Annotated in this window: 14 protein-coding genes; 9 read left to right on the top strand and 5 right to left on the bottom strand. The window is 36.8% G+C overall.

Features of this window, described 5'->3' with window-relative positions:
* Positions 1-11: 11 nt before the first annotated feature.
* The 4 genes from ASG31_RS06720 to ASG31_RS06735 all read right to left on the bottom strand — a co-directional run bounded on the left by ASG31_RS06720 (position 12) and on the right by ASG31_RS06735 (position 2,991).
* The gene (locus ASG31_RS06720; protein ID WP_056029627.1) at positions 12-617 is read right to left on the bottom strand and encodes a DUF4230 domain-containing protein; all 606 of its coding nucleotides are present in this window, start codon (positions 615-617) and stop codon (positions 12-14) included.
* Positions 614-1,186, bottom strand: a complete 573-nt coding sequence (locus ASG31_RS06725) for a thioredoxin family protein (RefSeq protein ID WP_056029630.1) — start codon at positions 1,184-1,186, stop codon at positions 614-616. The genes ASG31_RS06720 and ASG31_RS06725 overlap by 4 nt, the downstream gene beginning before the upstream one ends.
* Before the next feature lies 1 nt (position 1,187).
* A complete protein-coding gene (locus ASG31_RS06730) occupies positions 1,188-1,655 on the bottom strand; it encodes a nucleoside triphosphate pyrophosphohydrolase family protein (protein ID WP_056029633.1) in 468 nt (155 codons plus the stop codon).
* A gap of 196 nt (positions 1,656-1,851) precedes the next feature.
* Entirely contained in the window at positions 1,852-2,991 is a 1,140-nt protein-coding gene (locus ASG31_RS06735; RefSeq protein ID WP_056029636.1) for an acyl-CoA dehydrogenase family protein, read from the bottom strand.
* Between the two features lie 187 nt (positions 2,992-3,178).
* On the opposite strand from ASG31_RS06735, the gene ASG31_RS06740 reads away from it, so the two are divergent.
* A complete protein-coding gene (locus ASG31_RS06740; RefSeq protein WP_056029639.1) occupies positions 3,179-5,041 on the top strand; it encodes an endonuclease in 1,863 nt (620 codons plus the stop codon).
* Here ASG31_RS06740 and ASG31_RS06745 read toward each other — a convergent pair whose 3' ends face one another.
* Positions 5,042-5,239 carry a hypothetical protein gene (locus ASG31_RS06745; protein ID WP_056029642.1) on the bottom strand — a complete coding sequence of 66 codons (198 nt, stop codon included), beginning with the start codon at positions 5,237-5,239 and terminating at the stop codon, positions 5,042-5,044.
* Positions 5,240-5,375: 136 nt separating this feature from the next.
* Here ASG31_RS06745 and ASG31_RS06750 point away from each other — a divergent pair, with 136 nt between their 5' ends.
* The 8 genes from ASG31_RS06750 to ASG31_RS06785 all read left to right on the top strand — a co-directional run bounded on the left by ASG31_RS06750 (position 5,376) and on the right by ASG31_RS06785 (position 15,511).
* Entirely contained in the window at positions 5,376-6,926 is a 1,551-nt protein-coding gene (locus ASG31_RS06750) for an aldehyde dehydrogenase family protein (protein WP_056031332.1), read from the top strand.
* A 61-nt stretch (positions 6,927-6,987) separates the two neighbouring features.
* Positions 6,988-8,313 (top strand): L-lysine 6-transaminase, encoded by a 1,326-nt coding sequence (gene lat, locus ASG31_RS06755; RefSeq protein ID WP_056029645.1) that lies wholly within the window; start codon positions 6,988-6,990, stop codon positions 8,311-8,313.
* 61 nt (positions 8,314-8,374) lie between these two features.
* A complete protein-coding gene (locus tag ASG31_RS06760) occupies positions 8,375-8,605 on the top strand; it encodes a DUF2007 domain-containing protein (protein WP_056029648.1) in 231 nt (76 codons plus the stop codon).
* A gap of 119 nt (positions 8,606-8,724) precedes the next feature.
* Positions 8,725-9,240: a GNAT family N-acetyltransferase gene (locus ASG31_RS06765; protein WP_056029651.1), complete on the top strand. Its 516-nt coding sequence runs from the start codon at positions 8,725-8,727 to the stop codon at positions 9,238-9,240.
* Between the two features lie 59 nt (positions 9,241-9,299).
* Positions 9,300-10,484 (top strand): PDZ domain-containing protein, encoded by a 1,185-nt coding sequence (locus ASG31_RS06770; RefSeq protein WP_056029654.1) that lies wholly within the window; start codon positions 9,300-9,302, stop codon positions 10,482-10,484.
* 229 nt (positions 10,485-10,713) lie between these two features.
* Positions 10,714-11,178 (top strand): GbsR/MarR family transcriptional regulator, encoded by a 465-nt coding sequence (locus tag ASG31_RS06775; RefSeq protein WP_056029657.1) that lies wholly within the window; start codon positions 10,714-10,716, stop codon positions 11,176-11,178.
* Between the two features lie 2 nt (positions 11,179-11,180).
* Positions 11,181-12,365, top strand: coding sequence for an efflux RND transporter periplasmic adaptor subunit (locus ASG31_RS06780; RefSeq protein ID WP_056029660.1), 1,185 nt, complete (start codon positions 11,181-11,183; stop codon positions 12,363-12,365).
* The gene (locus tag ASG31_RS06785; RefSeq protein ID WP_056029662.1) at positions 12,365-15,511 is read left to right on the top strand and encodes an efflux RND transporter permease subunit; all 3,147 of its coding nucleotides are present in this window, start codon (positions 12,365-12,367) and stop codon (positions 15,509-15,511) included. The genes ASG31_RS06780 and ASG31_RS06785 overlap by 1 nt, the downstream gene beginning before the upstream one ends.
* Positions 15,512-15,521: the final 10 nt, after the last annotated feature.

Here is a 15,521-nt window from a genome sequence, read left to right on the forward strand (position 1 = left end):
AATATTGAATTTTAAAGTCTGAGATTACCCAGTTTGCCTGTCTTGTCCTCAATCTTATAGTTCAAAGCCTTTGCCAAAACAAAGATATTATTTAGATTTTCCAAAAGCTGAGTTTTGCCTTCATTGCGCAGTTTGGTCTGATCAATTGATTTTATGGCTTCAGCTTTAGCTTTTTGGGTGACACTTTTCACATCTTTTTCAGTGATTCTGTTGACGAAAGAGTCGTCCATCGATTGAATTTCCACGCTTGGTGTAATCCTGATTTCAGGGTCGGGAAGTTCGGTGATAATGACTTTTTTATTGATGGAATCTACCTCCATTTTCATTTTATTGAGATCATAGGAAACTTGAGCATTTGTCCTGGTGTAGGTAATGATGTTGTTACTGGTCATTTCTGCACCTAAAAACGTGTAGCTGTATTTGGTTTTCTGCATTGCCGAAGTGTTCTGTTCCATTACCACCATTTTATTCATTTTGAGAATCTGGTTGGTGATGAGATAATATTCAGAAGTTTCCTTTTTTTCGTTGGGAGCAAAGCAGGATTTAAAACTAAAAAACAGGATTACCATCAAGATAATTCCTGCTAAAAATGCGATGGGTACTTTTAAATTTCTCAAGACTTCGGTTTAAAAATTTCTTTCATGACAGAACTGTCATCTTTCTTTAAAATATCTACCAAATCTCTTTCGATGTATCCTGTGGTAGGCATTTCTACAATTCTACCAATTTCCTTGCCATATTTCTGAACAATAATAGTGGGAACTTTCTGAATATTGAATAAACTTTCGTCTCCCGTAGGTGATTCTTTTTTTCTGTTTACGGCAATAATCGTGAGCTTCCCTTCAGGATACTTCAGTTCGTCCAAAATACTCATGAGTCTGGGAAAATCTCTGTGGCTGTCTTCGCACCAGGTCCCGATAAAAACTACGAGATTATAGCTTGTTAATTTCGCTTTTTTAAGTTCTTTGATGGCGTTTTGGTCTAATGCATATTCGTCCCGCTCTTTCACAAACCAAGTTGAATAAGGCTCTTTTAGAAACTGATCTTTCAGCTGATGTCCCAGAAGCATTTTTCCGTCATCGGTAGTTTCCACTTCTCTGTTCACGACAACTTTTTGCGCGCTCATTTGCTCTACAGCTAAAAGCAGAGCAGAAGCAGCAAGTATTTTTGTAATTAATTTTATCATTTTATTTTTTTAAAATCTGTGATAGGTCAGCAGGAGAGTAGTATTTGTTTTTCAAAACTTTGTGATCTGCTTTTCTGTACACATTGTATTTTTCTCCTGATTTTTCGTAGAACGATTCTACCTCTTTTTCTTTGTAAAAACCAACTGTTTCCTGTGCCTCAGCTTCATTATCGCAAGCTTTAGACATATTTGAACGCTGAACTTCATTGAAAAGTTCCACGAATTTTTCGCCTAAGCCAAATTCCAGAACTGCACCGCTTAAAACGTATTGCAAATCACATAAAGCATCGGCAATTTCTACGATATCATTGTCTGCAATTGCCTGTTTTAGTTCGTTTAATTCTTCCAGTAAAAGTTCAACTCTGAGGTTGCAGCGGTCTGCTGATGGAATTTGTGGTGTATCTAAAATGGGTGCTTTAAATGTTGTATGAAATTCTGCCACTTGATTTAGGCTGTCAATCTTCTCCATGAATATTTTTAAATTTAAAGCAAATATAAAAAAAAGAAAAATGAAAATCCGTAATCATAATTTTTGACACAATGCAGACTCATGAATCTTCATCAAATTAATAATACAGAGAGCGGTTTTGCTTCCGGGGATTTCTTGAAAAAAGAAAACCGCCTTAAAAAAGACGGTCTTCAGCTATATTAATTTAAAACACAAATTATTTTGTAATATCTCTTCCAATCACCAGTCTTTGGATTTCAGAAGTTCCTTCGCCAATAGTACACAATTTAGAATCTCTGTAAAATTTCTCAGCAGGGAAATCTTTAGTATAACCGTAACCACCGAAAATCTGTACGGCGTTGTTTGAAATTCTTACACAAGCCTCAGAAGCATACAGTTTTGCCATTGCACCTTCCTTAGTCATTTTCTGCTTGGCATTTTTCAATGTAGAAGCTCTCTGGATCAAAAGTTCTGCAGCATCAATTTCTGTAGCCATATCTGCCAGCATAAAGTTGATTGCCTGAAAATCTGAAATTGATTTACCAAACTGTTTTCTTTCTTTAGCATATTTCAAAGCGGCTTTGTAAGCACCTCTTGCAGTTCCTAAACTTAAAGCAGCGATTGAAATTCTACCACCATCCAAAATTTTCATGGCCTGTTTGAAACCTTCGCCCACTTCACCTAAACGGTTGGCATCTGAAACACGAACGTTATCGAAAATAAGCTCAGCTGTTTCTGAAGCTCTCATTCCAAGCTTGTTTTCTTTTTTACCTGAAGTAAAACCAGCCATTCCTTTTTCTAAAACGAATGCAGTAGAGTTATTTTTAGCTCCGATTTCTCCTGTTCTTGTCATTACAACAGCAATGTCACCTGAAATTGCGTGTGTGATAAAGTTTTTTGCTCCGTTGATCACCCACTCGTGGCCATCTTTCACAGCAGTTGTAGACATACCTCCGGAATCTGAACCAGTGTTATGCTCAGTCAATCCCCAAGCTCCGATTACTTTACCTGAAGCCAGCTGAGGCAACCATCTTTGTCTTTGTTCTTCATTTCCAAATTCATAGATGTGGTTTGTGCAAAGCGAGTTGTGAGCAGCCACAGAAAGACCGATCGAAGGGTCAACCTGAGAAATTTCGTCAAGGATGGTTACATATTCGTGATATCCAAGACCGGAACCGCCATACTTTTCAGGAATTACAATTCCCATAAAACCCATTTCGCCCAACTGGTGAAATAATTCTTTTGGGAAAGTCTGGCTTTCGTCCCATTCCATAATATTAGGTCTGATGTTTTTCTCAGCAAAGTCTTTCGCCGTTTCGGCTATCATTTTAATGTTATCCATTGTCTCTGTATTCATATCTCAAGAAGTTTGTGCCCAAAGATAATTAATTTGACGTAATAGCAAAATATTTTAATTGCAGATACTGTTTGAATTTTAAATATTTTATAATCAGTGATTTAATGTTTGAATTAATAGTTTTTTAATATTTAACATCATCTACAGAATGTAATAAAATCTTATCTTAGCAACCCAATTTAAAGATATGAAGAAATTTTTATTTTCTGCTGTGTTTTTATCGGCTGTTTTATCTGCTCAGGCTCCGGCAAATTACTATGACGGAACTGCGGGGCTCACGGGCTATGCTTTGAAAACAAAACTTCACGACATTATTGCGGCTAAAAATATCAACTGGAATTACAGTGATTTGCCCAACTATTATAATCAGACGGATTTGGATAAATATTACGACTACGGCCAGGGCAATACAACAATTTTACTGGATATCTATTCGGAAATTCCTTCCGGATCAGATTCTTATGAATATACTTCTGCAAATCTTACCAGTACATCCGGTGCGGAAGGTTTAGGCTATAACAGAGAACATGCAGTTCCACAAAGTACATTCAACAGTAATTATCCGATGTATTCTGATCTGCATTTTGTAATTCCTACGGATGCAAGAATTAATCAGTTAAGAAATAATTATCCTTATGGAATAGGAAATTCTACTAATCATTATAATTTTTCAAATACTTCGAGAATGTCTAACAGTGCAATCCCGAATTATGCTTACACCAACCGTGTTTACGAACCCATCGCTGAATTCAGAGGGGATATCGCAAGAATGCTTTTATATTTTGCTGTAAGATATGAGGATAAGTTGCCCTCATTCAATACTTCAACAAATATAAATCCTGCAATGGACAGATCTGCATTCGACGGAACTGCCGAGCGTGCATTCGAGCCGGGCTATATCGCCATGTTGCTGCAGTGGCATCAGCAGGATCCTGTTTCTCAAAGGGAAATTGACAGAAATAATGCAGTTTTTGCTATTCAGAATAACAGAAATCCTTTTGTTGATAACCCGCAGTGGATTAATGCAATTTGGTTACAGACGCCGGATAATATTGCGCCCCAGACTCCAGTAAATTTGACATCTGCACAAAGCGGTGCTAATTTCACTTCTTTATCGTGGTCGCCAAGTGCGAGTACAGATGTTATTGGCTACAATATTTTTCAAAACGGAACATATCTTACGACAACGAAGTCAAATTCAATTATTATAGATCATCTTACTGCTTCAACAACTTATAATTTTACTGTTAAAGCTTATGATGCAGGATATCTGTTTTCTTCTGACAGCAATTCTGTTTCAGTTTCTACTGTAGCAACAGACTCAAATTCAAAAGATCTTTATATCACAAAATATATTGAAGGAACAGGTGATAATAAAGCAATCGAAATTGTAAATAAAACCGGTCATGAAGTTGATTTGAATAATTACAGCATCCGCGTGCAATATTATAACAGCACAGTACCTGTTTACTATTACGGAAACAGTTACGAACTGGAAGGGAAAATTCCGAATAACGCAAGCTATGTAATTTTAAATCCAAAAGCTTCACTTTCATGCTATACCAATGCCAATGCAGATTTCCTTACCGCGGGAGATGCTATGACTTTTTCCGGAACTCAATATGTGGAATTAAATTATAAATCAACAACTGTAGATGCCGTTGGAAGCAGATTTGTGAGCAATTCTCTTGGCGATGTTTCTTTGTACAGAAAAAATACGGTTACACAACCGAATACAATTTTCACAATTGGTGAATGGGATTCTTATGGTGTGAATTACTGTCAGAATTTAGGTTCTCTGTCGGTTTCTGCTGTGATTGCAGAAAATGAAAGATTTAAAATCTATCCAAATCCGGTTTCAGAGAGCATTTCTGTCACAGGAAATATTGAAAACACAAGAATTGCAAAGATTTTGGATTACTCAGGAAAAGTGATTTACACAGAAAACAATCCGTTTAAAAATAAAAAGAAGATCAATGTGCAGAATCTTCCTTCAGGAAATTACATTCTTGTTTTGGACGGAAGCTCCACTGTGTTTATCAAGAAATAATCAGTTAAATATTCCCGCAAAATAATTGTTAATCACCGTCCAGAAATTTTTACCCAGAAAATAAATCAGGGTAGAGGTGATGATTCCTTTCACGGTGAAGAAAATGATGCCGCCAACGCCGAATTTCTTCACCATTTGTTTCCACCGGGTTTTTTTCTTTTCTTCAGCTCCCTCCGCATTTACCTTATTATTTTCCATCTCTGAATTTCAAATGATTACAGAGCAAATATACGCATGTTTATAATCATTCCAAATAATTTTGATTTTAAATTTTATAAATTTTTCTGATATGGGATATTTTTTTATCTTTAGAAAAACGAAAAGTAAAATTTTTATGTCAAAAAAAGTCAAAGATTTCGGAATTGAAAAGTCATTAAAAAATTTAGGAATCAAAGATGAAAACAAAGGAACTTCTACCGGAGGGAAATTTTTTGCATCAGGAAAAACAATAGAAAGTTATTCTCCGGCAGACGGAAGATTAATAGGAAAAGTAAAATTATCGGGCGAAAAAGATTACGACAAAGTAATGGAATCTGCCCAAAAAGCCTTTCTGGAATTCAGAACAATGCCCGCACCCAAAAGAGGCGAAATCGTACGCCAGCTCGGGCAGAAATTAAGAGATTATAAAGATGACCTCGGCAAACTTGTTTCCTACGAAATGGGAAAATCTCTGCAGGAAGGTCTTGGTGAAGTTCAGGAAATGATTGATATCTGCGACTTTGCAGTAGGTTTATCAAGACAGCTTCACGGCTACACCATGCATTCTGAAAGACCCGGTCACAGAATGTACGAGCAATATCATCCGCTTGGTATCGTAAGCATTATAACAGCATTCAACTTTCCGGTAGCAGTTTGGGCGTGGAACACAGCTTTGGCTTGGATCTGCGGTAACGTTACCATCTGGAAACCATCAGAAAAAACACCACTTTGTGCAATTGCCTGTCAAAATATTATGAATGAAGTTTTAAAGGAAAACAATCTTTCCGAAGGAATTTCAAGCGTAATGGTTGGTGATCATGAGATTGGACAAAAACTAGTGGATGACAAGCGTATTGCTTTGGTTTCATTTACCGGTTCTACAAGAGTCGGAAGAATGGTTTCTTCTAAAGTGGCTGAAAGATTCGGGAAATCAATCCTTGAATTGGGTGGAAATAATGCGATCATCATTTCTAAAGATGCAGATTTGGATATGTCAATCATCGGAGCTGTTTTCGGAGCAGTGGGAACTGCAGGACAGAGATGTACTTCAACAAGAAGACTGATTATTCACGAATCTGTTTATGATGAAGTGAAAAACCGTCTGGCAAAAGCTTACGGACAGTTAAAAATCGGAAATCCTTTAGACGAAAATATGCACGTTGGTCCGCTGATCGACGTTGAAGCAGTAAATCAATATGAAAGAGCAATTGAAAAATGTAAATCTGAAGGCGGAAAATTTGTCATTGAAGGTGGAGTTCTGGAAGGAAAAGATTACGAATCAGGTTGCTATGTGAAACCGTGCATCGCAGAAGTTGAAAATTCTTTCAACATCGTTCAGCACGAGACTTTTGCACCGATTTTATATTTAATTAAATATTCAACTTTGGAAGAAGCGATTGGGATTCAGAATGATGTTCCTCAGGGATTGTCTTCGGCAATTATGACAACAAATTTGAGAGAAGCAGAATTATTCCTTTCCCATGCAGGTTCAGACTGTGGAATTGCCAACGTGAATATCGGAACTTCAGGTGCCGAAATCGGTGGAGCTTTCGGTGGTGAAAAAGAAACCGGCGGAGGTAGAGAATCCGGCTCTGATGTCTGGAAATACTACATGAGAAGACAAACCAACACAATCAATTACACAGCAAGTCTTCCATTGGCTCAGGGAATTAAATTTGATTTATAAATAATTTTAAAGCTGGGTTTTGTAATCATTACTCATTGCTCATTACCAATTAATCATTAATATGGACAATACAATTGAAATTCAAACAAATATAATAAAAGAAACTGTAGGCAAACACGTTTTGGCAGATGGCTTCGACTTTGTAATGGATATTGAAAACTCTCACGGATCATGGATTCATGATTCTGTTTCAGGGAAAAATTTTCTTGATATGTTTTCAATGTTCGGCTCGGCTTCCATCGGTTACAACCATCCTTATTTAGTGGAAAAATCTGAATGGCTGGGAAAAATGGCGGTCAACAAGCCTACCTTGGCAGATGTTTATTCTAAAGAATATGCTCAGTTTCTTGAAACTTTCGAAAGAGTAGTGATGCCTAAAGAACTTCAGTACGCATTCTTTATTGAAGGCGGAGCTATGGGCGTTGAAAATGCTATGAAAGCGTGCTTCGACTGGAAAACGAGAAAAAATTTCGAAAAAGGTTTAGATATTGAAGCAGGAATCTGCATCCATTTCAGACAGGCATTCCACGGAAGAAGTGGCTACACTTTAAGTTTGACCAACACTTCGGATCCTAGAAAATATCAGTATTTCCCAATGTTTGAATGGCCAAGAATTTTAAATCCGAAACTACATTTTCCAATCACCGAAGAAAATTTAGAGGAAACCATTAAAAATGAAAATCTCGCTTTAATTCAGATTACAGAAGCCATTATTTCAAATCCGGATAAAGTGGCGTGTATTATTATTGAACCGATTCAGGCTGAAGGTGGCGACAATCATTTCAGAGATGAGTTCTTTGTAGGTTTAAGAAAAATCTGTGATGAGCATGAAGTTCTTTTAATATTTGACGAAGTTCAGACAGGCATCGGCATCACCGGTAAAATGTGGGCTTTTGAACATTTAAGTGTAAGACCGGACATCATTTCATTCGGTAAAAAAACGCAGGTTTGCGGTGTTTTGGCCAACAAAGAAAAGTTTGATGAAGTTCCAAATAATGTTTTCAGAGAAAGCTCAAGAATCAATTCTACTTTCGGTGGAAATTTAATTGATATGCTCCGTTTCCAGTTGGTTATGGAAGTAATTGAAAAAGAAAATCTTTTGGAAAATGCCAAAAACGTTGGCGAATATCTTTTGGAAGGTTTACAGAAATTAGCGCAGAAATATCCTGAAAAATTATCGAATGCCAGAGGAAAAGGTTTGATGTGTGCGGTAGATTTGCCATCTGGCATGCACAGAGATAAAATCAGAAATGTGCTGTATGATGATGGTTTAATTATACTTTCGTGTGGTGACCAGTCCATCCGTTTCAGACCTCATTTGAATGTAACTAAAGAAGAAATTCAGATTGCATTAGATAAAATCGATCATAATATTAATAAAATTTAAAATGCAAGGATTTGCATTTTTGTAATTTTTTCCCTAATTTTAGATATTCAAAGTCAAAAATATGGAAAGAACAACAAGAGTATCAGTATTTGAAAGCGATAAACCGGCAGAAATTCAGTTAATTAAATCTAAACTTGATGAAGCTGAAATCACCAGTGACACGGAGAATAATTACCTTACTTTTACCACCACGCCCACGGCAACGACGCTGAAAGTAATGGTAGATCTCCAGGATGAGAAAAAAGCTTTTGAAGTGATTGATGCGTACATGCAGCAAAGTCAAAATCAATAAAACAATTTCATAATTTTAAATTTTACTACTTCGGAACCGAAAATTAATTCATATTAGTTTTCGGTTTTTTATGGGTTAACGTCACATTAATCAAAAATTAAAATAACCACATCACGAAAATGGAACCTAAAATCGAAATGAGAGAAGCCCTGATTTCTGAAGCTGGGCAAATCTGGGAAATCATTCAGCAAGCCATTGAAAGGCGGAAACAGGAGGGGAGCAACCAATGGCAAAACGGTTATCCGAACAGAGATACTATAGAATCTGACATCAAAAAACACTTCGGATATGTATTGACCGTGAATGACGAAATTGCCGTCTACACTGCGTTGATTATGAATGATGAACCTGCCTATTCCTCTATAGAAGGTGCCTGGCTGAGCGACGGAGAATTTGTTGTCATCCACCGTGTTGCTGTAGAAGAAAAATTTGCAGGAAAAGGAATGGTGAAAATTCTTTTCGATAAAATTGAAGATTACACACGTTCACAGAATATTCAAAGCATTAAAGTGGATACCAATTTTGATAATCTTGCCATGCTTAAAATACTGGAATCCAAAGGATATTCTTATTGCGGAGAGGTGCTTCTTGCTGGCGGAATGAGAAAAGCTTTTGAGAAATTACTTATCATATAAATTTTTTTCAAAGGTTTGAAAATTTTATATTTTTGTTGGTAAATATTCCAAATATACAAATGATCAAATTATTCATTCTAACATTTTTTTCTTCATTGTTGTTATCTTGTTCAAAGAACATTTATACACAAAAAGAAAAACATATCAAATTTAAAAATACTGGAAGGCATATTAGCATAAGTCTGAAAGTTAATCAATATCAAAAGGGAAATTTTTATTTTGATACAGCTTCTGGTTGGTTTATTATTGACAGTACTTTTTATAAAAAAAAGGGAATGTCATTTAAGCACTTTTCTGAATCTGAAAATGTTGGAACTGGAAATAATCCCGCCAAAATGATCAGAATTTTAGACACTGTTAAGCTTTCGTCTTACAACAATATATTTTTTTCGAAATATAATATGATCCATAATTTGAAAAAATCTGCTGGCAATAATATAGATGGAATAGTAGGTTTTGTGAATTTCGAAAATACACCGTTTGAACTTAATTATGTAACTAAGAAAATTATTTTAAATCCTAAAATAAATGATAGTTATCAAGAGATTACAATTAAATTTGATGGTTATTATATGTATCTTCCAATGGAACTAATTCTGAATAATGGAACAATTATAAAAGGAGATTTTTTAATTGATACAGGTTCTTACAAAACAATTTTAACGAGCGAGTTTTCAGAAAATACAGACTTCATCAATATTAAAAAAGTAAATTATATAAATAATGGTGGAGTTAGTGGAAAACATTTGGGGTATTCACTGTTTACTGCTGCAGTAAAAACCGATAAATTCGAATTAGTAAATCACCAAATAGACGTCAGCAAGGATAGTTTAGGTGCACTTTCAAGAAATAAAAAATACATTGGTGTAATTGGCAACGATTTGTTGAAAAATTTTGATATAATTTTCCATCCATCTCAATCTAAGATTTGGGTTAAGCCTAATAAAAATTTTAACAGATTACCGGCTGATTTATACAAATCTTTTATTTTAATTGAAACAACTAACACAAGAAATGCTTGGCTTGTGGGAAGTATATATGAAGACAGTGATGTTTACAAAAAAGGATTAAGACATAAAGACGAAATAACAGAAATCAATGACACGTCAGTTTCTAGGTTAGAATTAGAAAATTTTAACCAAAAGCTCAAACCTAATCAAAAATTAAAATTAAAAATTAAAAGAGGTAACGAATATTTTGAAATCAACACCTGTTTGGACGTGTTTTTAAAAAGAAATGATTAATAAGATGACTTTAGTTTGACAAATTGAGTTACAGTCTATGGATTTATATCTGCTTTAGGGTAGTTTTTATTGCCGGCGGAATGAGAAAAGCTTTTGAGAAGATTATATTTTAAGGCAAAAGTTAAATTCTGCTCTTATTGATTCTTTCTTAAACAATTGATTAAAAAAGTCTATCATCTTTGTTCGGTTTGTTCCGAACCAATATCTATTTTTGTCGAAAATTAGTAATTTGAATAATCGCACACACTTTGATGAAAAGATTTTTCAGGATGCCGTAAGATTTTACGGTACAGTTTTTAGTATACCACCTTTAGCCTCAAAAATTTACGCATACCTTCTATTTGACTTTCAGAAAAAAGGAGTGACGTTTGATGAGTTTGTAGAGGTTTTCGGTGCAAGCAAAAGTTCGGTTTCTACAAATATCGGTCTTCTTCTCAACGCAGAACTCATTGTAGATATGAATAAAATTGATGAAAGAAAAAGATTTTTCTACATTAATGAAGATTTCAAGAGAATTAGATTCGAAAAAATCGTGCAGAAAATGCAGGATGAACTTAGACTTCTTGATGCACTTGAGCATTTTAACCAAAACAGCAACACCAATTATAAAGAAAATAATCAAAGAATGACAGCCTACAAAGAATTACTGAACTTAAGCATCAATAACATCAAAGAATCTCTTAATAAACTATAAAAATGAACAATAAATTTATACTCCTTTCTTTCGCTGCATTGTCGCTGGCGTCTTGCAAGAAAGAAGAGCCTAAACAGGATACTGCCAAATCCCTTCCGGTGGTGAAAGTTGAAAGCAGAAATATCACGGGTTACCAGACTTTTCCTGCAAGTATTCAAGGAAAAGTGAATAATGATGTAAGAGCCAAAATCCAAGGATACATTACACAGGTTTTGGTAGATGAAGGCCAGTATGTAACTAAAGGTCAGCCTCTTTTCCGATTGGAAGCCAATACTTTAAGCGAAACAGCCGCCGCCGCAAAAGCTGGGGTAGGTGCAGCACAATCCAATATCGCAGCCGCGCAGGCAGCAGTGAGTGCAGCACAGGTTGAGGTGAATAAACTGAAACCACTGGTAGACAAAAAAATCATCAGCAGTGTTCAGCTTCAGACAGCACAGGCAAATCTTGCCCAGGCTCAGGCTCAGGTAAAGCAGGCGATGGCTGCCAGAGAACAGGCGAATGCCAATTACAAAGGCGCAGCTGCTAATGTGGATTACTCAATTATCCGTGCACCAATTTCCGGCGTGGTGGGTAAACTGCCTTTAAGAGTGGGAAGTCTGGTAGGACCTTCTGATCAACAGGCAATCACAACTGTTTCAGATACGTCGCAGATTTATGCTTACTTCTCGATGAATGAAAAAGAATATTTTGATTTCCTTGAAAAATCACCAGGTGCTTCTATGCCAGAGAAGATTAAAAATATCCCGATGGTTGAGCTTGAATTGGCCAACGGAAGTTTATATCCTGAAAAAGGAAGAGTAGAAGCGATTACCGGACAGATTGATCCTACAACGGGAACCATTCAGTTCAGAGTTTCATTTACCAATGCCTCCAAACTTCTGAGCAACGGAAACAGTGGTAAAATAAGACTTCCAAAATATTACAACAACGTTTTGGTGGTGCCTGAAGGTGCTACTTACGAACAGCAGGGCATTGTTTATGTTTACAAAGTAGATAAAGATACTGCAAGAAATGCTGTGGTGAATATCATCGACAGAATCGACAATTTAGCACTGATAAAAGATGGCGTAAAAGTGGGAGATCCCGTAGTGGCAGCCGGTACCGGAACTTTGAAAAACGGAACTCCCGTAAAATCACAGCCTACAACTACCGACGAAATCGTGAAAACTATAAAACCGAAATTCTAATGATAAAGAACTTTATTAACAGACCGGTTTTATCCACTGTAATCTCAATCCTGATCGTTATTCTCGGGGTTTTGGGACTTACAGCACTTCCGGTCACACAGTATCCGGATATTGCACCGGCAACAGTGAGTGTAAGAGCAAACTATACCGGAGCCAACGCTGAAACCGTAATGAAAAGTGTTGTGGTTCCGTTGGAGGAGCAGATCAATGGTGTTGAAGGAATGGATTACATTACTTCCACGGCAGGTAACGATGGTTCGGCACAGATTCAGGTATTTTTTAAGCAGGGAATTGATGCAGATATTGCTGCCGTAAACGTACAAAACCGTGTTGCGAGAGCGTCCCCGCTTCTTCCGAGTGAGGTTACCAGAGCCGGTGTTGTTACCCAGAAACAGCAGACAAGTGCCTTAATGTACCTTTCTTTCTATTCTGAAAACAAAAATATTGATGACGTTTATCTTCAGAATTTCCTGAATATCAACGTGATTCCTGATCTTCAGAGGATTAACGGTGTAGGTGAAGCCAACGTTTTTGGTGGAAAAAACTATTCGATGAGAGTGTGGCTGGATCCTGCAAAATTGGCAGCTTACGGAATCACGCCTGCTGAAGTGACCAATGCCATCAATGACCAAAGTAGGGAAGCTGCTGCAGGATCTTTAGGTCAAAACAGCGGAAGTTCTTTTGAATACATCATTAAATATGTAGGAAAATTCAGCGAAAAAGAGCAGTACGATGATATCATCATCAAATCACTTCCGGACGGACAGAATTTAATGCTGAAAGATGTTGCCAAGGTAGAGCTGGGCGGGCTTTCTTATTCAGGAGTTGGTGAAAACGGGGATTATCCATCAATCAGTATGGGGGTTTTCCAGACACCGGGATCGAACGCTCAGGAAATTATTGAAAATATAAAAAAACAGCTTAAAGAAAACGAAGGTTCATATCCTGAAGGTGTAAAATATACTTTTAACTTTGATACCAACGAATTTTTGGATGCATCGATTGAGAAAGTTATTCATACTTTGATTGAAGCCTTCATTCTTGTATTCATCGTGGTTTATATATTTTTACAGGATTTCAGATCAACTTTGATTCCGGCGATTGCGGTTCCGGTTTCGATTGTGGGAACATTCTTTTTCCTGAATTTATTTGGATATTCATTAAACCTTTTAACGCTTTTTGCCCTTGTATTGGCAATCGGTATTGTGGTCGATGATGCGATTGTCGTCGTCGAAGCCGTTCACGCCAAAATGGAGAACGGTATTTCAGATGCGAAAAAAGCTACCGTTGAGGCGATGGACGAAATTACGGGAGCGATTATCTCTATTACTTTGGTAATGGCTGCGGTATTTATTCCCGTAACATTTATTACAGGTCCTACCGGAGTGTTTTATCAGCAGTTTGGGATTACTTTAATTATTGCGATTATTATTTCTGCTGTAAATGCTTTGACTTTGAGCCCGGTTTTATGTTCATTATTTCTGAAACCTCACGAAGAGCATCACAAAGAATATAAAGATCTGAATTTCATTAAGAAGTTCTTTTATAAATTTAACATTGGTTTTAAAACAGCCACAGACCGTTACGGAAGAGGATTTAATTTCCTGATTAAAAACAAATGGGTGACTTTGGTTATTCTGTTTGTGACAGGAGGAATTATCTACTGGGCCAACGGAAGCATGAAAAAAGGTTTTGTACCTACGGAAGACAGAGGTATTATCTTTACAGACGTTCAGCTGCCACCGGGAGCTTCGATGGAAAGAACTTATACTGTTCTGAAAACTTTACAGAAAGAAGCTTTAAAAATTCCTGGAATTCAGAATGTGACGATTTCCACCGGTAGAGGATTACTTTCAGGAAACGGAAGCAACAATGGTCTTGCCTTCGTTAAACTGAAACCGTTTGATGACAGAAAAGGAGATGGTTTGTCTTCCGAAGAAATTTCAAAAAGATTATTCGGTCTAGCAGGAAAAGTGCCTGATGCGAAAGTAGTATTCTTCCAGCCGCCAAGTGTACCGGGGTTCGGTAACAGTGCAGGTTTTGAGATGGTTCTTTTAGATAAATCAGGAGGCGATTTTGCTCAGTTGGATGCTAAAACAAATGAGTTTATCGGCAACCTGATGCAGAGACCCGAAATTGAATTTGCCCAGACATCATTCAATACAAAATATCCTCAGTATTTAATGGAAATCAATGTTCCGTTAGCCAAACAGAAAGGGGTTTCAGTAAATGATATCTTATCTGCCATGCAGGGTTATATTGGTGGAATCTACGGTGCCGACTTCACGAAATACGGAAAGCAGTTCAGAGTTATGATTCAGGCACTTCCTGAAGACAGAGCCGATGCTGCAAATCTAAATCAGTATTATGTGAAAACAAGTTCAGGGGAAATGTCACCGATCTCACAGTTTGTTACTTTAACTAAAACCTACGGTCCGCAATCTGTCGGTCGATACAACCTCTTTACTTCCGTAAAGATTACAGGAGCCAACAAAGCAGGATTCAGTTCAGGAGATGCGATTACAGCGGTTCAGGCTGTTGCGAAAGAAACTTTAGATCAGAATTATGATGTAGAATTTACGGGTCTTACAAGAGAAGAATTAAGTTCGGGGTCGCAGACTTTATTGATTTTTGCTTTAAGTTTGGTATTCGTTTATTTCATTCTTTCTGCACAGTATGAAAGTTATATTTTACCATTAGTCGTAGTAATTTCACTTCCTCTTGGGGTAATGGGAGCTTATTTCGGACAGAAAATCATGGGTCTTGAAAACAACATTTATTTCCAGATCGCATTGATCATGTTGGTGGGACTTTTGGCGAAAAATGCGATTTTGATTATCGAATTTGCGGTTCAGCGTAGACATCACGGCGAAACGATTGTAGAATCTGCAATTAATGCAGCCAAAGCGAGATTAAGACCAATTTTAATGACCTCATTAGCATTTATCTTCGGTCTTTTACCATTGGTTTTTGCAAGCGGAATTGGTGCTGTTGGTAACAGATCCATCGCAACTGGTGCTTCGATTGGATTATTGATAGGTACTGTTTTAGGAGTATTTGTAATTCCTGTTCTGTACGTGGTTTTCCAGACTTTGCAGGAGAAAATCAAACCGATCAAACCGAAAGATATCAATTTAGCCGAATAAAAATCTTTAA

The sequence above is a fragment of the Chryseobacterium sp. Leaf404 genome (assembly GCF_001424145.1).
Lineage (GTDB): Bacteria > Bacteroidota > Bacteroidia > Flavobacteriales > Weeksellaceae > Chryseobacterium.